21 protein-coding genes and 1 pseudogene are annotated in these 21,108 nt (G+C 59.9%); 13 read left to right on the top strand and 9 right to left on the bottom strand.

Annotated features, from left to right (window positions below; all coding sequences use genetic code 11):
- The first annotated feature begins 22 nt into the window (after nucleotides 1-22).
- Complete coding sequence (locus WGT02_RS21525; protein ID WP_208245192.1) at nucleotides 23-1,138, top strand: IS630 family transposase; 1,116 nt, start codon at nucleotides 23-25, stop codon at nucleotides 1,136-1,138.
- 16 nt (nucleotides 1,139-1,154) lie between these two features.
- On the opposite strand, the gene pobA is transcribed toward WGT02_RS21525, so the two are convergent.
- Nucleotides 1,155-2,327 carry a 4-hydroxybenzoate 3-monooxygenase gene (gene pobA / locus WGT02_RS21520; RefSeq protein ID WP_208246734.1) on the bottom strand — a complete coding sequence of 391 codons (1,173 nt, stop codon included), beginning with the start codon at nucleotides 2,325-2,327 and terminating at the stop codon, nucleotides 1,155-1,157.
- Nucleotides 2,328-2,442: 115 nt separating this feature from the next.
- Here pobA and WGT02_RS21515 point away from each other — a divergent pair, with 115 nt between their 5' ends.
- Nucleotides 2,443-3,330 (top strand): helix-turn-helix domain-containing protein, encoded by an 888-nt coding sequence (locus WGT02_RS21515; RefSeq protein WP_208246733.1) that lies wholly within the window; start codon nucleotides 2,443-2,445, stop codon nucleotides 3,328-3,330.
- On the opposite strand, the gene WGT02_RS21510 is transcribed toward WGT02_RS21515, so the two are convergent.
- The gene (locus WGT02_RS21510) at nucleotides 3,327-4,082 is read right to left on the bottom strand and encodes an IclR family transcriptional regulator C-terminal domain-containing protein (RefSeq protein ID WP_040680863.1); all 756 of its coding nucleotides are present in this window, start codon (nucleotides 4,080-4,082) and stop codon (nucleotides 3,327-3,329) included. The two genes, WGT02_RS21515 and WGT02_RS21510, sit on opposite strands and share 4 nt — an antisense overlap.
- Before the next feature lie 128 nt (nucleotides 4,083-4,210).
- Here WGT02_RS21510 and WGT02_RS21505 point away from each other — a divergent pair, with 128 nt between their 5' ends.
- From WGT02_RS21505 to pcaF, 3 genes are read left to right on the top strand one after another with little or no spacing between them, the layout of a single operon-like run.
- The gene (locus tag WGT02_RS21505; RefSeq protein ID WP_024314362.1) at nucleotides 4,211-5,059 is read left to right on the top strand and encodes a CoA transferase subunit A; all 849 of its coding nucleotides are present in this window, start codon (nucleotides 4,211-4,213) and stop codon (nucleotides 5,057-5,059) included.
- 10 nt (nucleotides 5,060-5,069) lie between these two features.
- Nucleotides 5,070-5,852, top strand: a complete 783-nt coding sequence (locus WGT02_RS21500; protein WP_024314361.1) for a CoA-transferase subunit beta — start codon at nucleotides 5,070-5,072, stop codon at nucleotides 5,850-5,852.
- The gene (gene pcaF / locus WGT02_RS21495; protein WP_208246731.1) at nucleotides 5,853-7,058 is read left to right on the top strand and encodes a 3-oxoadipyl-CoA thiolase; all 1,206 of its coding nucleotides are present in this window, start codon (nucleotides 5,853-5,855) and stop codon (nucleotides 7,056-7,058) included.
- A 64-nt stretch (nucleotides 7,059-7,122) separates the two neighbouring features.
- Here pcaF and WGT02_RS21490 read toward each other — a convergent pair whose 3' ends face one another.
- Both WGT02_RS21490 and WGT02_RS21485 read right to left on the bottom strand, forming a co-directional pair.
- Nucleotides 7,123-7,917 (bottom strand): SDR family NAD(P)-dependent oxidoreductase, encoded by a 795-nt coding sequence (locus WGT02_RS21490; RefSeq protein ID WP_024314359.1) that lies wholly within the window; start codon nucleotides 7,915-7,917, stop codon nucleotides 7,123-7,125.
- An 87-nt stretch (nucleotides 7,918-8,004) separates the two neighbouring features.
- Nucleotides 8,005-8,736 (bottom strand): glutathione S-transferase, encoded by a 732-nt coding sequence (locus WGT02_RS21485; RefSeq protein ID WP_208246729.1) that lies wholly within the window; start codon nucleotides 8,734-8,736, stop codon nucleotides 8,005-8,007.
- A gap of 844 nt (nucleotides 8,737-9,580) precedes the next feature.
- Here WGT02_RS21485 and WGT02_RS21480 point away from each other — a divergent pair.
- Entirely contained in the window at nucleotides 9,581-10,837 is a 1,257-nt protein-coding gene (locus WGT02_RS21480) for a type II toxin-antitoxin system HipA family toxin (RefSeq protein ID WP_208246727.1), read from the top strand.
- Nucleotides 10,838-10,970: 133 nt separating this feature from the next.
- Here the strand turns inward: WGT02_RS21480 and WGT02_RS21475 are convergent, their stop codons facing one another.
- Complete coding sequence (locus WGT02_RS21475) at nucleotides 10,971-11,144, bottom strand: hypothetical protein (RefSeq protein WP_208246725.1); 174 nt, start codon at nucleotides 11,142-11,144, stop codon at nucleotides 10,971-10,973.
- 306 nt (nucleotides 11,145-11,450) lie between these two features.
- Nucleotides 11,451-11,702 carry a DUF2934 domain-containing protein gene (locus WGT02_RS21470; protein WP_024314355.1) on the bottom strand — a complete coding sequence of 84 codons (252 nt, stop codon included), beginning with the start codon at nucleotides 11,700-11,702 and terminating at the stop codon, nucleotides 11,451-11,453.
- A gap of 248 nt (nucleotides 11,703-11,950) precedes the next feature.
- Between WGT02_RS21470 and WGT02_RS21465 the strand changes: the two genes are divergently transcribed.
- The 3 genes from WGT02_RS21465 to WGT02_RS21455 all read left to right on the top strand — a co-directional run bounded on the left by WGT02_RS21465 (nucleotide 11,951) and on the right by WGT02_RS21455 (nucleotide 15,571).
- Nucleotides 11,951-13,414: a phosphatidylserine/phosphatidylglycerophosphate/cardiolipin synthase family protein gene (locus WGT02_RS21465; protein WP_024314354.1), complete on the top strand. Its 1,464-nt coding sequence runs from the start codon at nucleotides 11,951-11,953 to the stop codon at nucleotides 13,412-13,414.
- A gap of 94 nt (nucleotides 13,415-13,508) precedes the next feature.
- Nucleotides 13,509-14,339, top strand: a complete 831-nt coding sequence (locus WGT02_RS21460; RefSeq protein ID WP_024314353.1) for an endonuclease/exonuclease/phosphatase family protein — start codon at nucleotides 13,509-13,511, stop codon at nucleotides 14,337-14,339.
- 224 nt (nucleotides 14,340-14,563) lie between these two features.
- Nucleotides 14,564-15,571 (top strand): alpha/beta hydrolase, encoded by a 1,008-nt coding sequence (locus WGT02_RS21455; RefSeq protein WP_375679627.1) that lies wholly within the window; start codon nucleotides 14,564-14,566, stop codon nucleotides 15,569-15,571.
- A gap of 149 nt (nucleotides 15,572-15,720) precedes the next feature.
- Here WGT02_RS21455 and WGT02_RS21450 read toward each other — a convergent pair whose 3' ends face one another.
- The gene (locus WGT02_RS21450; RefSeq protein WP_208246723.1) at nucleotides 15,721-15,906 is read right to left on the bottom strand and encodes a DUF1127 domain-containing protein; all 186 of its coding nucleotides are present in this window, start codon (nucleotides 15,904-15,906) and stop codon (nucleotides 15,721-15,723) included.
- A gap of 1,075 nt (nucleotides 15,907-16,981) precedes the next feature.
- Between WGT02_RS21450 and WGT02_RS21445 the strand changes: the two genes are divergently transcribed.
- Nucleotides 16,982-17,257: a DUF6522 family protein gene (locus WGT02_RS21445; protein WP_024314349.1), complete on the top strand. Its 276-nt coding sequence runs from the start codon at nucleotides 16,982-16,984 to the stop codon at nucleotides 17,255-17,257.
- Nucleotides 17,258-17,490: 233 nt separating this feature from the next.
- Nucleotides 17,491-18,471, top strand: coding sequence for an SDR family oxidoreductase (locus WGT02_RS21440; protein ID WP_024314348.1), 981 nt, complete (start codon nucleotides 17,491-17,493; stop codon nucleotides 18,469-18,471).
- Nucleotides 18,472-18,558: 87 nt separating this feature from the next.
- Here WGT02_RS21440 and WGT02_RS21435 read toward each other — a convergent pair whose 3' ends face one another.
- On the bottom strand, nucleotides 18,559-19,080 hold the full coding sequence (locus WGT02_RS21435) for a GXWXG domain-containing protein (protein WP_208246721.1): 522 nt from the start codon (nucleotides 19,078-19,080) through the stop codon (nucleotides 18,559-18,561).
- 166 nt (nucleotides 19,081-19,246) lie between these two features.
- On the bottom strand, nucleotides 19,247-20,200 hold the full coding sequence (locus WGT02_RS21430; RefSeq protein WP_208247883.1) for a C45 family autoproteolytic acyltransferase/hydolase: 954 nt from the start codon (nucleotides 20,198-20,200) through the stop codon (nucleotides 19,247-19,249).
- 102 nt (nucleotides 20,201-20,302) lie between these two features.
- On the opposite strand from WGT02_RS21430, the gene WGT02_RS21425 reads away from it, so the two are divergent.
- Both WGT02_RS21425 and WGT02_RS21420 read left to right on the top strand, forming a co-directional pair.
- A complete protein-coding gene (locus tag WGT02_RS21425) occupies nucleotides 20,303-20,611 on the top strand; it encodes a hypothetical protein (RefSeq protein WP_024314345.1) in 309 nt (102 codons plus the stop codon).
- A gap of 33 nt (nucleotides 20,612-20,644) precedes the next feature.
- A pseudogene (locus tag WGT02_RS21420) lies at nucleotides 20,645-21,034 on the top strand (aminotransferase class I/II-fold pyridoxal phosphate-dependent enzyme); the annotation flags it as partial.
- Nucleotides 21,035-21,108 lie beyond the last annotated feature (74 nt).

The raw sequence follows: 21,108 nt of genomic DNA, 5'->3' as shown, positions 1-21,108 counted from the left end.
CTCCGCGCTGAAGGAGGTGTCGATGAATATAAAGTTTCACGTAGAGCTTAGCCAATCGGAACGTGATCAACTGGCCGTTTTGTTGAGCGGGGGACGCCATGCGTCGCGCAAGATCAAGCGCGCCCAGATCCTGGTGGCGGCGGACGAAGGCTTCAGCGACGAGGTGATCGCGGCAACCTTGAACGTCAGCGGATCGACGATTTACCGGACCAAGCGCCGGTTTGTGGAAGCCAATCTGGAAGGCGCGCTCAGTGAAGAACCGCGCCCGGGTGTTGAGCGCAAGCTATCGAGCAAGGAGGAGGCGCTGTTGGTGGCGACCGCCTGCTCAAAGCCGCCGCCCGGGCGAGCCCGCTGGACCCTGGAGCTTCTGGCCGATGAGATGGTCCGACTCACCGATCATGACGAGTTGTCCTCGGAGACCGTACGTCGCCGGCTGGCTGAGAATCATCTCAAACCTTGGCGCAAAGACATGTGGTGCATCCCAAAGCTCGATGGGGAATACGTCGCGCGCATGGAGGATGTTCTCGACCTCTACGCAGAGACGCCTGATCCACAAAGGCCCGTGGTCTGCTTCGACGAGAGCCCGACCCAACTCATCGGCGAAGTGCGCGAGCCCATTGCGGCCAAGCCTGGCCAGCTTGAACGCTACGACTGCGAGTATCGCCGAAACGGCACGGTCAATCTGTTTGTCTTCATGGACGCCCACCAGCCCTGGCGCAGGGTGAAGGTCACCGATCGGCGAACCAACCAAGACTTCGCCCAGTGCATGCGCGAACTGGTCGACGTCGATTATCCCGACGCCCCGATCATCCGCGTGGTGATGGACAACCTCTCCACCCATTCCGCCGGGGCGCTTTACGACGCATTTCCAGCCCCGGAGGCTCGAAGGGTGCTGAAGCGACTGGAGTTCCACCACACGCCCAAGCACGCCAGTTGGCTCAACATGGTCGAGATCGAGATCGGTGTCCTGCGCAGCCAATGCCTCGACCGTCGTATCGACAATAAAGACACCATAATCGCCGAAGTCGCAGCCTGGGAGCAGCAACGCAACGCTAATGGCGCAAAGATCCAATGGATGTTCACAACCGAAAAAGCCCGCCAAAAGCTCCGCAAAGCTTACCCCGTCAAAGAGTCATAATCTCTGTGGCGCGGCACTAGTAGGGAAGGCCGACGTAATTTTCCGCAAGCGCAGTCGAGGCTGCGCGCGAATGCGTCAGATAGTCGAGTTCGGCTTCCTGAATCTTTTGGTCGAAGTCACCGGTGTTTGGGAACCGGTGCATCATCGTCGTCATCCACCAGGAGAAACGAACCGCCTTCCAGACCCGAGCAAGCGCCCTTTGCGAGTAGGCGTCGATGCCTGCGTTCGAACGATCCTGGTAATGCTCTATGAGGCCTGAAAACAGATAGTGCACGTCGCTCGCGGCGAGATTGAGGCCTTTGGCGCCGGTTGGCGGAACGATATGGGCGGCATCGCCGACAAGGAACATGCGGCCGAACCGCATCGGCTCGGCAACGAAGGAGCGCAACGGCGCGATCGACTTCTCGAAGGAGGGCGCCGTGACAAGCGCCTCGGCATGGTGCACAGGCAGGCGACGCCGCAACTCGTCCCAGAAACGATCGTCGCTCCAGTCCTCAACCCTTTCGTCCACCGGACACTGGATGTAATAGCGGCTGCGATGTTGCGAACGCATGGAGCAAAGCGCAAATCCGCGCGGGTGGTTGGCATAGATCAACTCGTGGTTGACGGGAGCAACCTCGGACAGAATTCCGAGCCAGCCGAAAGGATAGACCTTCTCGACGGTACGCAGCGACTTTTCCGGCACTGTCTTGCGACAGGCGCCATGGAAGCCGTCGCAGCCGGCGATGAAATCGCAGTCTATGCGGTGGGTGGCGCCGTCCTTCTCGTAGGTCACGTAAGGCACCCCTCCGTCGAAGTCGTGCGGCTCGACGCTCGCCGCCTCGTAGATCGTCTGCGCCCCGCTGATCTCGCGCTGCTTAATCAGATCCCGGGTGACTTCTGTCTGCCCGTAGACCATGACGCGCTTGCCGCCAGTCAGGTCGAAGAGGTCGATGCGGTGATCGCGCCCGTCGAAGGCAAGCGAGAAGCCATCATGCGGCAGCCCCTCGGCATGCATGCGCGCGCCGGCCTTTGCCTTGTCGATGAGACCAACGGTTCCTTCCTCCAGCACTCCGGCGCGCACGCGACCAAGAATGTAGTCCTTTCCAACGCGGTCGAGGATGATGTTGTCGATACCGGCCTGCGATAGCAACTGGCCGAGCAAAAGCCCCGAGGGGCCCGAGCCGATGATGGCTACCTGTGTGCGCATGCTGTCCTCCCGCACTTGTCTTTTGCCAAATTCTGACGTGGCAGGGGGCCGTCAGCAATGGACAATTCCATCATGAAATTGCACTAATCGAACATAGGACAGAGAGGAGGCGACGGTGGCGAGGATCGTTCCGACATATGAGCTCTACGGGGAGAAAACCGGAGGAAAGCCGGATTTCTGGCTGCATTGCGAAACGATTCCATCGAGGAGCAGCCTGCATCATTGGGAGATCCGGCCGCACCGCCATGACAGTTTTTTTCAGATATTGTACATAGATAGCGGCTCTGGGGAGGCGATGTTTTCAAACGTCTGGCACCCGATCGAACCGCAGTCGGTGATCACTGTTCCTCCAAGCCTCGATCACGGATTTCGCTTCTCCAGGGATGTTGGCGGCTTCGTCATCACGGTACTGAGTTCGCATTTGAAGGCCTTTCCCGGCGACCGCAGTCGGCTCGGAGAATGGATGGCATCGCCGCACCTGACGAAACTCGACATGGACGATGAGGACGGCCGCTATGTCGCGGCTTGCCTTCAGCGACTGGGGCACGAATTCGCGCAGCAGCGGGCCGGGCGCAACGACCTGTTGGAGTCCTATCTGACATCGGCCCTGCTCATCGCAGCGCGGCTGTCTTCCGAAAAGCAGGAAGATCAGGGGGCTGCCGATGAGAATGAGCGTCGCATGGAGCTGCTGCACGGGTTGATCCAGCGGCATTTCAAGTCGCATGAGCCGGCTGCCTTCTATGCCAAGGCGCTCGGCATTTCGCCGACGCACCTCAATCGGATCGTGCGCGCGACGACCGGCCACGGAGCGCATGAGCTGATCGCCCGCAAACTCCTCGACGAGGCAAAGCGCGAGCTGGTCTTCACCTTCGGCAGCGTCCAGGAAATCGCCTACCGGCTTGGGTTTTCGGATCCTGCCTATTTCTCGCGCTTCTTCCTCAAACAGGCCGGCCAGACACCGCGCGCATGGCGCGTGGCAGAACGGGCCAAACTTGGCGTCTAGCGCAACACCAGGCGCAGAGCCTTCTGTGTTTCTTTGAGCAGAGGCAGATAGCGGACCGGCATATCGGCGGCCGGCGCGTGGGCGGCCGGTGCGCCAATATTGATGGCCGCCACCGTCTGTCCGCGGTCGTTCTCGACGGGCACGGCAATCGAGCAAAGGCCGATTTCCAACTCCTGGTCGATCACCGCATAGCCCTGTTCGCGCACGCGCCCGAACTCCCGCACCAGTTCTTCCACATCTGTCTTGGTATTTAGCGTGTTGGGCTTGAGGTCGGTGCGGGCGAGGATTGATCTGGCTTCGGCCTCCGTGAGCGCCGCAAGCAGCACCCGACCCATCGAGGCGCAGTAGGCCGGAAGGCGGCTGCCGGGTGTCAGGTTGATCGACATGACGCGGCGCTGCGAGGCGCGGGCGATATAGACGATCTCGGTGCCGTCGAGCACCGAGGCTGACGCGCTCTGCCCAGCCTTCTCCGACAACTGATCGAGATGGGGCTGGATAAGAACAGGCAGGGGCGTTGCAGAGAGATAGGCGTGTCCGAGCCGCAGGATCTTCGGCGTCAGGGCAAAGAACTTGCCGTCATAATCGGCATAGCCAAGTTCGGCGAGCGTCAGCAACGAGCGCCGCACCGTGGCGCGGTCGAGCCCGGTCAGCCTCGCGGCTTCGGCAATCGAAAGGCGCTGGCGCGTCTCCTCGAATGCTTCGATGACCTTGAGACCTCGGGCAAAGCCGCTGACAAAATCTGTTTCACGCATCACCGTTCTCCTCGCCGTTATTTTGTGCGATATACGAACAAATGTCAAATAACGCACAAAATATTTGACGCCGGTTTTGCAGAAGCGCTTATTGGCCCGCATTCGACAGCAGGATTGCGGGAGGCCACATGGCGAAGATCGTATCGTTGAAGGAAGCCGTCGCTGAAAACGTCAGGGATGGCGACACCGTTGCCATGGAGGGCTTCACCCATCTCATCCCCTATGCCGCCGGCCACGAGGTGATCCGCCAGGGCAAGAAGGATCTCTATCTGGTTCGCATGACCCCAGACATTCTCTACGACCAGCTGATCGGGGTTGGGGCCGCGCGCGGCATGAAGTTCTCCTGGGGCGGCAATCCGGGCGTCGGCTCACTGCATCGCTTCCGCGATGCGGTGGAGAACCAGTGGCCACGGCCGCTGGAAATCGAAGAGCACAGCCACGCGGCCATGGCCAATGCCTACGAGGCGGGGGCGGCCAATCTGCCGTTTGCCGCATTGCGCGGCTATATCGGCGCCGATCTTCCCAAGGTCAATGCGAACATCAAGTCCGTGACCTGCCCCTTCACCGGCGAGGTTCTGGCCGCCGTTCCGGCCATTCGCCCCGATGTCACGATCATTCACGCGCTGCGTGCCGACCGCAAGGGCAACGTCCTGCTCGAAGGCATCGTCGGCGTGCAGAAGGAAGCCGTGCTTGCCGCCAAGCGCTCGATCGTGACGGTCGAGGAGATCGTCGATGAGCTCGACCCGCCATCGCCAAACTCGGTCGTGTTGCCGACCTGGGCCGTGAGCGCGGTGGCGAACGTGCCGGGCGGCGCATTCCCATCCTATGCGCAGGGCTACTATCCGCGCTCGAACGCCTTTTACATCGCCTGGGACGAGATCGCCCGCGATCGCGATACCTTCCAGACATGGATCGACGAGAACGTCATGCAGGCGAGCCCCGAAGACTTTGCCAAGCATGCAAGGAAGATTGCGTGAGGAGGAAAGAATGAACGACTTTACCCCTACCGAAATGATGACCATTGCCGCAGCCCGCGCGCTGACCAACGACGACGTCTGCTTCGTCGGCATCGGCGCACCCTCGGCCGCCTGCAACGTTGCGCGGCTGACGCACGCACCTGATATCACGCTGATCTACGAGAGCGGCACGGTTGGCACCAAACCGGACGTGCTGCCTCTGTCGATCGGCGATGGCGAACTGTGCGACACTGCGCTTTTCACCGTATCGGTGCCGGAAATGTTCCGCTACTGGCTGCAAGGCGGCCGTATCACCACGGGCTTTCTCGGCGGCGCCCAGATCGACAAGTTCGCCAATCTGAACACGACGGTGGTCGGCCCTTATAATCATCCGAAAGTACGCCTGCCAGGTGGTGGTGGGGCGCCCGAGATCGCCAGCAATTGCGGTCAGATCTTCATCACCATGGCGCTTTCCAAGCGCGGCTTCGTCGAGAAACTCCACTTCATCACCTCCATGGGCCACGGCGAAGGCGGCAATCACCGCGAGCGTCTCGGCATGACGACCAAGGGGCCGACCCGCGTCATCACCGATCTCTGCATTCTCGAACCGGATCCGGCGACGAAGGAGCTTACGGTCGTCTCAATCCATCGCGGCGTCAGCCGACAGCAGATCATCGAGAATTGCGGCTGGTCGATCAAGTTTGCCGACCAAGTCATCGAGACCCCGGTCCCGAGCGACACCGAACTCATGACACTGCGCGACATCAATGCGCGCACGAAAAAGGCCCATCAGGGCGACAAGGAGGCCGCGTAAATGGCTGATGCATACATCTGCGATTATATCCGCACCCCAATCGGCCGCTTCGGCGGCTCGCTTGCAACCGTTCGTGCCGACGATCTCGGCGCCGTGCCCGTCAAGGCGCTCATGGAGCGCAACGGCAAGGTGGATTGGGAAGCCGTCGACGACGTGATCTTCGGCTGCGCCAACCAGGCTGGCGAGGATAATCGCAACGTTGCCCGCATGTCTTCGCTGCTGGCTGGCCTGCCCTTCTGCGTACCCGGCACGACGATAAACCGTCTCTGCGGCTCTGGCATGGATGCGGTGATCGCCGCTGCCCGTGCAATCCGTGCCGGCGAGGCCGACCTGATGATTGCGGGTGGCGTCGAAAGCATGTCGCGCGCCCCCTTTGTCATGCCGAAGGCCGAGACGGCGTTTTCGCGCCACGCCGAGATCTACGACACGACGATCGGCTGGCGCTTCATCAATCCTCTCATGAAAAAGCAATACGGCGTCGACTCCATGCCGGAGACCGGCGAGAACGTCGCAAAAGACTACAAGGTTGCGCGCGAGGATCAGGATGCCTTCGCCGTACGCAGCCAGGCCAAGGCCGCGGCTGCGCAGGCAAGCGGTCGTCTGTCAAAGGAAATCACCTCGGTCACCATTCCGCAGCGCAAGGGAGATCCTGTCGTCGTCGACAAGGACGAGCATCCGCGTGCGACCACGATGGAAGCGCTTGCCAAGCTTTCCACTCCCTTCAAGAAGGAAGGCGGGACGGTAACGGCCGGCAATGCCTCCGGCGTCAACGACGGCGCTGCCGCCCTGATCATCGCCAGCGAAGCTGCGGTCAGAAAGCATGGACTGACCCCGATCGCCCGCATTCTGGGGGGAGCAGCGGCCGCCGTGCCGCCGCGCATCATGGGCATCGGCCCGATTCCGGCGTCGCGCAAGCTGATGTCCCGGCTGGGCATGACGCAAGCCCAGTTTGATGTGATCGAACTCAACGAAGCCTTCGCATCGCAGGGCCTGGCAGTTCTGCGCGAACTCGCCATTGCCGACGACGACGGCCGGGTGAACCGCAATGGCGGAGCGATCGCGCTTGGCCATCCGCTTGGCATGTCCGGCGCGCGCATCACCGGGACAGCAGCGATCGAACTGCGCGAAACCGGAGGACGCTACTCGCTCTCGACCATGTGCATCGGTGTCGGGCAGGGGATTGCGATCGCGCTTGAGCGCGCCTGACACGCGCGACAAAAGAAAGCGACGTGGCAGACCGTTGCGCCGATGTCCATTTGCGCGGTGTCGCTTAGGGCATCAGCTGGCCGCCGTTGACCTCGATGATCTGGCCGGTGACATAACCGGAAAGCGTTGGAGACGCGAGGAACAGGTAGGCACCGACGCAATCTTCCGGTGTCCCGACAAAACCCATCGGGATGGATTTGCGCTGCATCTCCATCTGCTCGTCGTTCGTATAGCGCTCATGAAACGGTGTGGCGATGACGCCAGGGGCCACAGCGTTGACCCGGATGCGGTCGGGAACGAACTCCTTGGCGTGGCCGCGGGTGATGGTCGAAACAAAACCCTTTGACGCCGCATAAAGCACGGCGCCGTTGCCGCCGCCGTTGCGGGCCGCAATAGAGGTCGTGTTGATGATGAACCCGCCTTGCTTCTTCAGCCACGGATGGGCCGCGCGTGTGGCGGCGAGCACCGAGCGAGCGTTCAGATCCATGACCTTCATATAGTGCTCGTCGGTATATTCAGCGGTTGGCTTGCGCCCGAGCATGCCGCCAGCATTGTTTATCAACCCGTCAAGATGCCCGAAGGTTCTGGCCGTCTCCTCGACGACGCGTTCGCTCTCGCCTTCCCGTGACACGTCGCCATGCACGAGATGCGCCGTGCCGCCTGCCGCCCGGATTTCTTCGGCAAGCGCTTCGGCCGGCTCCCGGCTGGCATTATAGTGAATGCCGAGCTTCACCTCCTGGGCGGCAAAAGCGCGCGCCAAGGCAGCACCGATTCCCGTCGAAGCGCCGGTGATCAGCACCGCCTTGCCGGCAAGGTCCGGAATCTTCATGGATGCAAGCAATTGTGCAAGATTTGCCATGGCAGCGACAGCCTCCGCAGTATGATGGGACGGATAGGGGCGAGGGGAGCTTATCAGCCTCTCTCGACCCGGGGCAATGCAATATCGCTACGTCGCAACATCGAGTTCAGGGTAGTGCCGAAAGATGCCTTCCTCGTTGAAGGCGAGGCGTCGCTCCGAGCGTAGGTAGGCGGCGAGGTTGGGGCGCTTTGAGACAGTATCGTGCAACGCTGCCAAAGCTGGATAGGCCGTCGCATAAGCCTTCATCGCATTTGGAAAGGCATATCGCAGGCCCTCGATCACGTGGAACAGGGACAGGTCGACGTAGCTAAGCGTGTCGCCAACGATGTGGCTTGATCCCTTGGGATTTTGTTGCAGCACCTGCTCGAAGTAGCCGCAGAACTTCGGAATGCGCTCGCTGATAAAAGCGGCGGAACGGGCTTTCGCCTCCTGCTTCTGCTCCTCGTAGTAACGTGATGTCGCGATCGGGTGATGCGTGTCGTGCACCTCCGCTACCAGATCGGTGATCGTCAGCTGCAGGCCGTTGGCGACGTAGCGGAGCTTTTCGACCTTAGGCGCAAGTCCAAGCTTCGGGCCGAGATAGAAGAGGATGTTGGCGACGTGAGAGACAATCAGCTCGCCATCTTTGAGAAATGGCGGCGCGAATGGAATGTGGGCTTCGAGCCTGCTGTGCATCAACTCCAGCATGACGTCGGTGCCCATCCCACGTCCGGACTGTCTGGCAACGTCGACATAGTCTGCCCGCGCTTCTTCCAGTGCCAGACGCACAAACTCGCCGCGGCCCTGAATTCCATCCCAATAATACAGTTCATATGCCATGAATGCCGCTCCTGGGGGCTCGCATCAATTCAACGCATCGCATCACTTTGGTGATGCGTGTGCTGCTCGTAGTGCTTGCTGGGCCGCCGCGGCCTTCTTCGCGAAGGTCGGGCCCTCAGCCGCTGGACGCGCCATGGCGGCGCCTTGCGCCTGTTTGGAACGCCTCGGTGAGGATCCTTCTACCCGGCCGGGTCATTTGTACACTATCACCGCTTTCCCAGTTCGCCGACCCCGGTCCGCCATTTGGCCGAGACGCCAGGCGCTGCGTGACCTTGGTATATGCGGATTTATCGCCTCTTGGCATGCCTGCCTGCTTTCCCACTAGAAAGGGGCCAACCGGCCGGGGCGCGAAAAGTTCCACCGCCGCGCAAATACGCGCAAAGCGTCGCAACCTGGGAGAACCGGTGCCCTGCGCCGACGCGGACCGCACAAGGGTGTCCGGCGGAAGTCGATCGGGAAATCCGCGCAATTGTTGGCGCACCGTTGAATTTCAATATAATTGCTATTATATTGGCAATTATATCTCGATAAACGAAATAAGTGTTAATATGTTCGCATTTAGTATGACATCTCCCGCGGAGGTGATCAGGGGCCTCTCGCAAAGGATGAAGCGTCGGCGGATTGATGGCGGCCTCACCCAGAAGGATCTAGCTGCAAGGGCGGGCGTCTCCTATGGCTCTATAAGACTGTTCGAGGAGACAGGAAAGATTTCGCTCGGAGCCCTTGTGAGGGTTGCGTTTGTCCTAGAAGGCGAAGCTGAGTTCGAGCACTTGTTTCCGCCTCGGCCGCCGAAGACAATCGACGATGTCGTTGACCGCCCCGTCAGGCAGAGGGTGCGTCGGAAATGAAGTTCAAGCCGATCCGAAAAATCAGCGTCGTCCTCGATCTCGAGGGGAGTCAGAGAAGTCTGGGAACCCTTGCATGGAGTGGGAGCGAACGCAGGGCCTATTTCGAGTACTCGGCAGAATTCCTCACTGCGTCTTTGCCGGTATCCCCTTTCCACGTGAAGACAAGTCCGGGCTTGATTGCGGCACCGCGCGATCCCTTCGACGGGGTCCATGGTTTGTTTAACGACAGTCTGCCCGACGGATGGGGACGAACCCTGCTTGATCGCCGTCTTCAAAGGGCCGGTATCGACCATCACCTGCTAACCCCACTGGATCGCCTCTCTGCGGTCGGAAGAACGGGAATGGGAGCGCTAGCGTATATCCCAGAACGACCCGACGATAAGAAGCCTGCCGAGGACATCGATTTGGATTGGTTCGTCGAGCAGGTCGACCTCGTCCAAGCTGAGATGGATACTGCCGACATCGACACTCTGCAGGGCGCACAGGGCGGCTCAGCGGGTGCGCGTCCGAAAATGATGATTGGTTTCAACAAAGCCAAAAATATATTCGTTCTGGATTACGGACAGGACATGGAACACGGTTTCGAACGATGGATGGTGAAGGGACGCGGCGCTGCCGACCCGGCCGAGATGGGCGTCGAGGAGAAGGCGTATGCTTTGATGGCGCGCGCCGCAGGGCTGGAAATGGCCGAGACGCGAATATTCGACACAGACAAGGGCAACCGCCTCTTCGCCACGAAACGATTTGACCGAACGCCTGCCGGCCGACTGCACATGCATACCGCCAGTGGCATCCTGAACGCCAACCATCGCGAGGCGTCGCTGAACTACGGACAGCTCCACAAGCTGACGCTCATGATGACCCGCGACAGTTCCGAAGTCCTGCGGATGTTTCGACACATGGTCTTCAACGTGTATGCGCGGAACCGAGACGACCACGCTAAGAACCATGCCTTCCTCATGAATGGAGACGGACGATGGACTCTCTCTCCTGCTTACGACCTTACCTTTTCCTCCGGGCCAGGAGGAGAGCACAGTGCGGATGTCGCGGGCGAAGGGAGAAACCCAGGCATGCAACACCTGTTGACCATCTCCAGGGAAGCATCGATTCCCGATCGGGACGCGAAGGATGTCATCGAACAGGTTCGAACGTCGATTGGCCGCTGGCCACAGTTTGCTGAGAAGGCGGGGCTGTCCAAATCCCGTACAACCGAGCTTGATCGGATCTTGAACGACAGGAGACCGGCGACATGACGATCGAGATCACTTCGCGGTTTCCGCTCTACGCGCTCGCGGAGGCAAAAGCAGCGAGATGACGGTGATTACAATGCGGGCGGTGGCAGCTTCGGCCTAAGCGCTGATCCCGCGCTGGTGGCACGAGGTCGACCTATTTGCGATAATACTTGCGCGAAGCCGCCATCATCTTTTCCAAGGTGGGGAAATTCAGCAGCATAGCAGAATGTGCATCGGGGAAGAACAGTGCAACGAGATTGTCGATCGCATAGACAAGGATTAGGGCGAGGGTCAGATAGGCGATCGCGGCGACAACGAGAACAGTCATTCTGACCTCACACTGGCGCAACGACGTGGTAGCAAGCCGCTACGATCACCAAAACCGGAATAGCATCGAAGTCGCTTCTGTTCATGGCCACGCTCCCACTGCCGCGATGAACATCCGAGTGCGATTTTGGTTCCATCGCCGATTGCCGCGGCAGCATTTTTACTGCGAGGTAGGAGCTATGCACCGTCATCTGTGTTTTTCCCGAAGCGCCCTTCGCGCACCCTTTGGAAATCAATAGAGCAACAGCAATGCATTCGTGTGACGAAGGGCGTCACAAGGACGCCCTTTGCAACAATGACGTGAGGGTCACGCTGATTTGCCGCTGGCTGCTTTCTTTGGAGCGGCCGCCTTCATCACGCCATTTGCCTTTGGAGGGGCGGCCGTGCGCTTGCGCGTCTTTACCTCCTTGCCATCCACAGACGCGGCGGACCCTTCAAGCGCTTCGCGCTCGGCCCGGGCTTGTTCCCAATGTAGGAAATCTCGTCCCGGTGGACGCCCTTCCTCTTCCCACAGCGCATAGGCACGCTTCTTGATCCACTCTTCGTGAGTCTCTGTCATCGCCGATCTCCAGTCAGATGATGCCCGTGGTCTAACGCGATACTGGCGCTAGAGTTCCAGAGGAAACACGCTGTTTCAAGCAATTTTTGACACACCGCAAAAAGAAATTCCGCATCGCAACAAGGAACTCTTCAGCGGCACGGCAATTTTTCTCCGGGCGAGTGATTTTGGAGCAGAGAAAGTCGGGCAACGTCGCGCTCTTGCGTGCACAATTGAACGACGCAGCTTTGTCGTTATAGTTCAACGCAATGTTTTATCTCATATCGACCTATTGGCCACATATTCTATTCGTTGTTTCGCTCGCCATGGGCGCCGCAGCAGCGATCCACGCAGCCATGACCAAGGAAGAGGTTCGCGCCGCGATCGGCTGGGTCGGCGTCATCATTCTCTCGCCAATCATCGGGGCCGTGCTTTATGCGATTGCCGGCATCAACCGTATCCGGCGCGCCTCGCTGAGCCTTCGGCGTGATGCGCTGATGCCCGACGCGGACCTTGACGAGCTCGAAAGCTTCGACGCCGACAGCGAAATCGTCATCACTGGCTTCGGCCGTCGTTTCGCGGCCCTGCAGACACTCGGCGACCGCGTCGCCCGCAATCCGCTGGCAACCGGCAATACGATCGACATGCTGGAGACGGGCGACGACTGTTACGCCGCGATGAAGACGGCGATCGATGGCGCTGAGCGCAGCGTCCTGCTGGAAACCTACATTTTTGACCGCGACCCGCTCGGACTGAGGATCGCAGATTGCCTCATAGCCGCCGTAAAGCGTGGCGTCGAGGTGCGCGTGCTGATCGATGCCGTCGGCGCCCGCTATTCCGTGCCGAGCATTCTCGGATACCTTGCCGAGGGCGGCGTTACCGTCTCGGTCTTCAATGGAAACGTCATCATCGGGTTGCGTTTGCCATATGCGAACTTGCGCACCCACCGCAAGATCTTCATCGTCGACGGCCGCATTGCGCTGACAGGCGGCATGAACATTCGGGCCGGATTCACACGCGAGATGGCGGGAGAAAACTTCGCCCGCGACACCCATTTCAGCGTCACCGGGCCGGTTGTCGCCGATCTCTTCAACGTCGCGGCTGAGGACTGGCGCTTTACCACCGGCGAAATCCTGCAAGGAGAGGCGTGGCGAACCGCGCTGCCCGAGCGGCAGCCGGGGGATCCCGTCTTCATGCGTGTCGTGGCATCGGGGCCTGACAGAAGCATCGAGACGAACCACAAAATGCTGATGGGGGCCTTCTCCATTGCGCGCCAATCGATCCGTATCATGTCGCCCTATTTCCTGCCGGACCGCGAGCTCATCAGTGCACTGGCGACGGCGGCAAGACGCGGCGTGGAGGTCGATATCGTCGTTCCGGCTGTCAATAATCTCGTTCTCGTCGACCGCGCCATGACCGCGCAATTCGACCAGATCCTCACCAACTACTGCCGCATCTGGCGCTCCAGTGGTGCTTTCAGCCACTCCAAGCTCCTGTCGATCGATGGCGTCTGGTCCTATGTCGGATCGTCCAACCTCGACCCGAGGTCGCTGCGGCTGAATTTCGAGATCGACCTGGAGGTGCTGAATGAAGGCTTTGCCAGCGAGATCGACGACCATATCGACGAGGCCATCAAGTTGGCTTCGCCGGTCACGCTCCAAGGCTTGCGCGCGCGCCCCTTCGCCGTCCGGTTGCTCGAGAAGGTCCTTTGGCTCGGATCGCCCTACTTATAAGAGATTTCTTCGGCCTAAAAGCATGGCAAGTTTGAATACCCGGCCTATACTCCAAACAAAACCTCGACGACCAACGGAACGCCAGCAAACTCCGATGCATGCCAAAAAGGACAGCCTGCCCGCCAACATCCTAGCGTCGATCCGCAGTCGAAGAAAGCGGCTGGATGCGGCACATTCGGAGCAAAAGCCGCGCTTAGATGGCACTCTGATCGCCTCCTACAACGTCCACAAATGCGTCGGCAACGACCGGCGCTTCGACCCGGAGCGAACCAGTCGCGTCATTCATGAAATCGGCGCTGACGTCATCGCACTGCAGGAGGCCGACACCCGCTTTGGCGAGCGCACCGGCATCCTCGACCTTGGTCGGCTGGAGCGGGAAACCGGACTGATCCCGGTGCCGGTGAACGGCATGGCCAAGGCTCATGGCTGGCATGGCAATGTCGTGCTCTTCAAGAGAGGCTTGGTGCGTGACGTGCACCAGATCAATCTTCCCGGGCTCGAGCCTCGCGGTGCGCTTGTCGCCGAACTCGATCTGGAACGCGGCGGGGCCTTACGCATCATCGCCGCCCATTTTGGCCTGCTTCGCCACTCGCGCGCGCAGCAGGCCAAAATGTTGGTCGAACTGATGGCAGACAAGCGAGAGGTCCCGACCATCCTGCTCGGCGATCTCAATGAATGGCGGCTCGGCGACCGCTCGTCGCTGCACACGTTCCAATCCGTTTTCGGCCCGCAGCCGTTGGCCGTGCCGAGCTTTCCCGCACGACTTCCCGTCCTCGCTCTTGATCGCATCATGGCGAACCGCAAGGGCGTCGTGACAGCAGTCGAGGCCCACGATACGCCGCTTGCCCGCGTCGCGTCGGATCACTTGCCAGTCAAAGCAGTGGTCAATCTCAAGCGGGTGGAGGAGCTGAGCACGAAGAGCTAGCCTCTCCAGCTCATGTAAGGGCGGCCTTTCCTGTCGCAGGCACCTGCACGTCGCACACGACAAGGCATCGTCGCGGTCACAAAGCCTTGACACGGCTTGCGGTCATGGCAGGTTCAGTTGATCTCGACAGATATCTTGGATTGGGAGGTTTCGTGGTGCTTGGGGCCGGAGCTTTGCGACAGATGGCCGTGTTGCGCGGGTTTGCATGGTTGAACGGCGGCTTGATGACAAGGTGGACTATCGCGTGGTTGGCCGCTGGCATCGCCTTGGCGCCTTTGGCGCTACCGGCCCGGGCCGGCGATACTACGCCCCAGACACAAGCCTCGAAGGAACAGGTCCGCAAACTCATCGCGACGTGGGAGCAGCACTACGCGAAAGCCGACAGCCTGCGCGACCGGCGCGACGCCTTCGAGGCCCTGATGGCATCGACCCCCGAGCCGACACGCGTCCAAATCAGGCAGGTCGACGCCGGCGGCGTCGATGCACAGCTCATCTGGCCGGCAAGACTGCATCATCCCCTTGGCCGCCGGGCTATCCTCTATATTCATGGCGGCGGCTTCTACAGCGGTTCGCTGCGGACGCATCGGGCCGTGGCCGGCTCGCTGGCCAAGGCGGCGTCGGCCGACGTCCTCCTCATCGACTACAGGCTCGCACCGGACTATCCGTATCCGGCTCAGGTCGACGATGCGCTGACAGCTTATCGGTGGCTGCTCGATTCCGGCTATGAGAGCAACAACATCGTCGTTGCCGGCAACTCCGTCGGCGGGAATCTGGCGATCGAAGCCACGCTGCGGCAGATGCGAGTGAAAGGATCACTGCCCGCGGCCGTCGTCGCAGTGAGCCCGATCACCGATCTGGCTGCCACAGGCGCTTCTTTGACGACGAACGCCAGTACCGCTCCGCTGATCGACTCCGCCGAACTCGATCTCATGCGCAAAGCCTATCTGGGAACACGCTCGCCGGCCGATCCTATGGTGTCACCCCTTTATGCCGACCTGACCGGATTTCCCCCACTGCTGATGCAGGTCGGTGCGGGCGAAGCGCTTCTCGACGACACCCTGCGGCTGGCCGACAAGGCTCGAAGGGCCGGCGTTGATGTCCAAACGGAGATCTGGGCAGGCATGGTCCATCAGTGGCAGCTCTTCCCGTTCTGGCTGGATGATGCAAGGCAGTCGAACCAGCACGTTGCCGAGTACGCGATAAAACATTTCGCCGACAAACCGCAGCAGTAGCTTCCAACCGTCAGCGGGGAAAATGCCACCGCGTCCGTGTTGTCTCATAGCACGAAACCCGTGATCGGTTGGCAAAGGATGCTTACTGGTCAAGAAGATCGCGGATGCTGCCGCGATCTCTTCGATTCGAACAGGTTAGAGCGAGCCCTTTAATCTTCGCCCAACGCAAGGTCGCGGCGCATCCAGTCGGACAGCGTTGCGACGGTGTTCGGTGCACGGCGATATCTCCAAGCTGCGACAAGAAGCGCGAAAACGGTCGCGCCAACACCAAAACGAGCACAGAGTTCTTCAATGGAGGCTGCCAGATTGTCGACAGCGGCTCTTTGTTTTTTCATGAGTGTTCTCGGCATGGGCGCCGAGCCTTCTAATAGCAAGTTGCCGGGCCCATGGCGTACGCTTGAGCGCACGAACGAGCAGCGTGTAGACGCCGATCTGTGGCAGGTTGCTGCTTGAGAAGATCTCGGATGCGGAGTGGAGTGCGCTACAGGAACCTTAGGCCAAAGTGGCGTGCGAGATGAAAATGACCGTCATTACACGCCTCCTTCGATTGTTGCTGTGGACTGACGCAACTTATCCGACTTCGTTTGGCTGTGCAAGGGTGCCCACCTTGACATCGCCGAGGTGAGTATCAAGAGAACATTCGCGTGGTCGGCGGCAGGATGCCAGCTGCCGCTGCCTCTCCCCGTTCCACTTAGTGGCTGGGTCACTGCCCGGTGCTACCCGCATTCGCGAGCCCTAGCTGATTAGCTTTGCGCCGGCAGCTCGCGCGAACTTTTCCAAGCTCAGACGGCGAAACCGAGAACCCTATTTCCGACGCGCCCCGACCCGGCGACCTTCGTAGGAAGGGAGAATTTTGGTGCCCGAGCGCCCTGGTCGGTATTCAAACGATGGTGACATCCACGGCGGCAGACCGACCGCTCACCAACGTTCTTTGATCTTGCGCAAAGACGAGCGATGGGGCGGTGCTAAGGTGTGAAAAGTCGGGTCCAACCCGTTCCCGAATGGACAAGAATGCTTGGCCCGCCTGGCAGGAAGGGTGGGCCAACATCAAGGAGAGGAGTGCCGAGCATGTCGTTCAGATTTCTCACCGCATTTCTTAAATCTTCCGGTGACGGAGGAGTCGTGCTTTTTGAAATGACGGCGCGCAACGAACCGTTATGATCGATCGACAAGCCCTATTGATGTTCGCGTCTCCGCCTCGTGCAGATGAGACCCGGCTACAGGACAGCGTGCCTGCGATTTGCGAAATCGCCGCGGTGAAATTGCGGCAGCGCAAGAGTGGTCCGTTCGAGCGCATTCGAATATCAGAAGATGACGTAATGGCCTGGAAGCTCACGGTACCCAACCTACATTAGACTTGACGCAGTCCCGCGTGTGAAATCGCTACAGTGCAGGTTGATGGAGCATGCTTTGAAGATTGAGACGGATTCAAACGGCGATTTTATTCTGGACGCGGAAGCGATCGCTTCCCGATTTGGAATCTCGCCTGACGCCATGCGGCATTATCTGAAACGTGGAGCGGTCGTCAGTGTTGTCGAAAAGGGCAGCGGTTTGGATGATGGCAAATCCCGCCTTTCAGTCCGGTTGGGAAATCGAACGTGGCGGGCCGTTGTCGGCCCAGATTTGCGGGTTCTCGGTGAGGAGCAGCTTTGGGCCTCGAAAAAGCACGTTCGTTCAAGATGCTAACGGACTGGATCAACCTCTAGCGCAACATTCCCCGCGAGATCGTCAGCCGTCAGCCGGCGAGTTTGATTAAGCGGTATTCGGTAATGCCACCAGCGGCAGCTACGCCCCAAAGCGGACACTCCCACGCTCGCTGCGCGATCAGGGGTGCACGAGATTTGCGGGAGACGCTCAAGTTCTTTCGCGCTATGAAGAGCGATCATAGATCATGCGCGTCAGACACTGAGGTCCTTCACATGGCTTTGAAAGTCCTTTTCATTGGCGGCACCGGCCAAATCTCATATCCATGCGTCGAGCGCGCCGTTACCCAGGGTCATCATGTCAGCATCTACAACCGCGGTTTGAGAAGCGACCCGCTGCCTGCGGGGGTCACCTCGATCGTCGGCGAACTTGGATCGACGGCCTACGCGGATCTCGCCAAGGCCAATTATGACGTCGTATGTCAGTTCATCGCCTTCACGCCCGATCAGGTCGGGCGAGACATCGACGTATTTGCGGGCAATTGCGGTCAGTACATTTTCATCTCTTCGGCCTCGGTCTATGAGAAGCCGGCGCGTCACTATGTAATTACTGAGAAGACACCGGCGATCAATCCCTACTGGCCCTACAGCCAGGCCAAGATTGCCTGCGAGGAATTGCTCAAGAAGTCCAAGAATCGGGCCTGGACGATCGTCCGCCCCAGCCACACCGTGCGCACGGGCCTGCCGATCATGATGGGCGACAGCGACGTCATGGCGAGACGCATGCTGGATGGCGAGCCCACGATCGTAGCGGGCGATGGCCACACGCCCTGGACACTGACCCGCTCGGTCGATTTTGCAGTGCCTTTCGTTGGGCTTTTCGGCAAGCCGGCGGCGCGAAGCGAGATTTTCCACATCACCTCGGATCGCGCGCACATCTGGGACGATATTCAAAAGACGATTGCCAGATTGCTGGGCGTAGAGGCCAGGATCGTCCACGTGGCGACGGACACCCTGATCAGGTACAATCCGGATTGGGTAGGCCCGCTAATCGGCGACAAGGTCTGGACTGCGATCTTCGACAATTCGAAGGTCAAGCACGTGGCGGGTGACTTCACCTGCGCGGAAAGCTTGGATGAAATCCTGGCTGAGCCGATCATGCACCTCAAGCAGCGCCTGGCAAAGAGCCGTCCGCCAAGGGGTGAACTCGATGCTCTGGTCGATAGGATTTGCGCCGAGCAAAGCGCTCTCGGATAGGCATGTTCTTTGGCGGCGCAAAGCAGCCGACGAGCCCTTAACTGGTGGCATCTGCTACCGGACAGCTCAACGCCCACGCCTTATGGGTCACGGCGCCGAAGGCTCGACCCTCCGGAGTCGGAAGAAATACCTGCGTGCTTCGCCTTCCACGCACATCATCCCGCCAACTTCCTCATCAGCGATCAGTCGGAGGTAGTCGACGATCGGTTGCCTGTCGTAGACCATCGCTGCCGTCTCGACGCCGTCCAGCGTCCGGAGTTCCAAGGACGCCGTGGTGCCTCGAGCGCGGAACGCCCTGTGCAGATACGAGAACCAGTTGCGAGCGATGGATGTGCGCCCCAACGAGGCGAACCTGATCGCCTGCCTGATCGGGAAGAACGGCGGCTCGATCGCAACCAGGCGGCCACCACTCCACCGGAAGAGCAGGGCGTCGGCCCGCAGGTCAGGACGGATACGCTTGCCGAACCAGTCCAGGTTTTCGAGCACGCCATCAAGAGGATGTCCAGACGGTATGCCGACGCCGCGCCATAGGCCGATCATGTCGTCCAACGGGACAGGCTCCAGCGACCGGAACCACTTCGTTCTTGCTTCCTGCAGATCCGTTGACACCGCACGTCTCCTTCAGCAGCCGACCGGCCTGCGAACGAAATTTGCGAGGAGGAGGGAAGTTCCTGAATAAAGGTGGGCCGGCACCCGTAGGTCCCACCCCATAGTCAGTTTCCACCGGGGATTTATCTCTGCACGACGGAGACAGGGATTAAACCCGCCTGGAAGGCTAGCCATAGGTGTGCGTATACTCGCCTTCTCGGAAGTCCTCGAACCGTTGGGACCAGCGTTTACCCGGCCAGACATAATCCACTCGCCCTTCCACAGGTCGATAAACAGCCGTGTAGAGAGTTGGGTACGAACCACGCCTGCAGTAAAGTGGTGGCAGAAGGAATAGGTCGGTCAGCCGCGAAAGCGACATGGACGGGTCTTCCAGCGCTTGCTGAGCTATGAGCTGGCGCGCCATTGAGGACGATGAGGGTCTAGCGGTTCGCTGATGGTTCGTGCATGCTTTCAGGCGCGAAATGATCGGTCGCTGGTCAGGGCCGAGGAATAGGGTGGCGTAGCGGCCTGAGCGGTCGAGGACGGTCACGTTCTGCGAAAGCGCCACGGGTATTCGGCACAGCGCCTCAATTGCCTGGTTCACGTGATGACAGGTCTCCAGGATGTAACGGATCATGAGGATTATCGAGAAACCGACGCCCTGAGTGCGGCTTCCGGCGAGAGTCACACTGGCGACCAGTCCGTCCTCGTTCATCCCGTCGACACAACCTCCCCATGGTCGCTGCGCCTTGGAGATTACCCTCAATCCCGACCATGCGGTCATCTCGAAGCGATCCGAAACGATGTCGGGCGGATAGTCGAAGTTGCGGACCAGTGCTGGTCCTTCTTTGCCCAGCCAGACAGCCTGACTGCAGCCGTAGCGTTCCGGCGCGGGCCGGTAGTGGCTCAGCATCCGATGCGCCACCTCATCATCTCCAACGAGGGCGCATGCGTGCTCATAGTAAGGCACTAACTCGGGCATGTGCTGCAGCAAGGCAGCGCGACAGTCTTTGGCGGTTGGGGTCGGTGACGCAGCTTGGCCAAAATACCATCTCTCGGCCTCTGCTCGCCCAGCGATAAATCGGGATAGCCAAGCTTCCCCGGGCCGATCTTCCCGCGCTGTCACGAATGTCTTGTCCATAGCGACAGGAGTATAAGAATTGAACCCTTCGAGTGGCAAGGCGAGCCTTGTTCGACAGCAAGCCGGGCGCTTGTCGTTTGAGATTGAGCAACGGAGGAACCGATGCCCAAAGTTGAAATCGACACGGTTCCGGAGATCAAGGGGGCTGGCTATGATCTGCCTCCACGACCCGATGACCCCAGTCGCGTTGACGACGCGTTCATTCCGGAGGATTTCTTCAACCAGATCAACGCTGCAATCGTTGCAGAAAATAGAAAGAAAAAGCTCTCTTCACGCCGCGAGATGAGTAGCCTTGGCGCTCAGGCTCGACTTTGTGGCATTTGCTCCATAACCATTCAAAACCTTGCCCTTCAACCTCGCTTCGGCTCGTGCACGGCATTCGGCCTTCCGCTTCTCGTTCCGACCTCGTAAGCAGATATTTGCTCATCGAAACCTTGGAGCTGCACGACGGCGCTGCCGCCGGCACTTGCGGCCGGTGCGGTCGCCTCGATCCAGCATCTGAAGGTCAGTCCCTTCGAGCGTGCGCGTCACCAGGATCGTGTCCGCAAGCTGCGGGCGCTGCTCGATCAGCGCGGCATCCCGCACATGCCAAACCCAAACCATATCGTTCCGGTCATTGTTGGCGATGCGGCAAAGTGCAAGTGGATCTGCGACCTGCTGCTCGACAATTGCGGTGTCTATGTGCAGCCGATCAACTACCCGACGGTGCCGAAGAAGACCGAGCGCCTGCGCATCACCCCGACGCCGCTCCACAGCGATGCCGACATCGAGCATCTCGTGGATGCGCTGCATGCGCTCTGGTCGCGCTGCGCGCTCGCCCGGCACGTTGCTTAACGGGACCAAGACACGAAACCGCGGAAGCTTCAAGGTGTTGAATAAATACAACCAGGCGTACGAAGATGGCCTCT

Source organism: Rhizobium sp. T1470 (assembly GCF_042140505.1).
Classification (GTDB): domain Bacteria; phylum Pseudomonadota; class Alphaproteobacteria; order Rhizobiales; family Rhizobiaceae; genus Rhizobium; species Rhizobium favelukesii.
The sequence above is the reverse complement of the archived record's forward strand: the minus strand, read 5'-3'. Positions and strand labels throughout refer to the sequence as shown.

Excerpts from the sequence above, each read along its gene's own strand:
- WGT02_RS21500 (WP_024314361.1), top strand. The coding sequence starts at position 5,070 with ATGAACGACTTTACCCCTACCGAAATGATGACCATTGCCGCAGCCCGC.
- WGT02_RS21485 (WP_208246729.1), bottom strand. The coding sequence starts at position 8,736 with ATGGCATATGAACTGTATTATTGGGATGGAATTCAGGGCCGCGGCGAG.
- WGT02_RS21430 (WP_208247883.1), bottom strand. The coding sequence starts at position 20,200 with ATGGACAAGACATTCGTGACAGCGCGGGAAGATCGGCCCGGGGAAGCT.
- WGT02_RS21490 (WP_024314359.1), bottom strand. The coding sequence starts at position 7,917 with ATGGCAAATCTTGCACAATTGCTTGCATCCATGAAGATTCCGGACCTT.
- WGT02_RS21455 (WP_375679627.1), top strand. The coding sequence starts at position 14,564 with ATGACAAGGTGGACTATCGCGTGGTTGGCCGCTGGCATCGCCTTGGCG.
- pcaF (WP_208246731.1), top strand. The coding sequence starts at position 5,853 with ATGGCTGATGCATACATCTGCGATTATATCCGCACCCCAATCGGCCGC.
- WGT02_RS21450 (WP_208246723.1), bottom strand. The coding sequence starts at position 15,906 with ATGAAAAAACAAAGAGCCGCTGTCGACAATCTGGCAGCCTCCATTGAA.
- WGT02_RS21465 (WP_024314354.1), top strand. The coding sequence starts at position 11,951 with ATGTTTTATCTCATATCGACCTATTGGCCACATATTCTATTCGTTGTT.
- pobA (WP_208246734.1), bottom strand. The coding sequence starts at position 2,327 with ATGCGCACACAGGTAGCCATCATCGGCTCGGGCCCCTCGGGGCTTTTG.
- WGT02_RS21480 (WP_208246727.1), top strand. The coding sequence starts at position 9,581 with ATGAAGTTCAAGCCGATCCGAAAAATCAGCGTCGTCCTCGATCTCGAG.
- WGT02_RS21505 (WP_024314362.1), top strand. The coding sequence starts at position 4,211 with ATGGCGAAGATCGTATCGTTGAAGGAAGCCGTCGCTGAAAACGTCAGG.
- WGT02_RS21470 (WP_024314355.1), bottom strand. The coding sequence starts at position 11,702 with ATGACAGAGACTCACGAAGAGTGGATCAAGAAGCGTGCCTATGCGCTG.
- WGT02_RS21510 (WP_040680863.1), bottom strand. The coding sequence starts at position 4,082 with ATGCGTGAAACAGATTTTGTCAGCGGCTTTGCCCGAGGTCTCAAGGTC.
- WGT02_RS21525 (WP_208245192.1), top strand. The coding sequence starts at position 23 with ATGAATATAAAGTTTCACGTAGAGCTTAGCCAATCGGAACGTGATCAA.
- WGT02_RS21440 (WP_024314348.1), top strand. The coding sequence starts at position 17,491 with ATGGCTTTGAAAGTCCTTTTCATTGGCGGCACCGGCCAAATCTCATAT.
- WGT02_RS21460 (WP_024314353.1), top strand. The coding sequence starts at position 13,509 with ATGCATGCCAAAAAGGACAGCCTGCCCGCCAACATCCTAGCGTCGATC.
- WGT02_RS21425 (WP_024314345.1), top strand. The coding sequence starts at position 20,303 with ATGCCCAAAGTTGAAATCGACACGGTTCCGGAGATCAAGGGGGCTGGC.
- WGT02_RS21475 (WP_208246725.1), bottom strand. The coding sequence starts at position 11,144 with ATGACTGTTCTCGTTGTCGCCGCGATCGCCTATCTGACCCTCGCCCTA.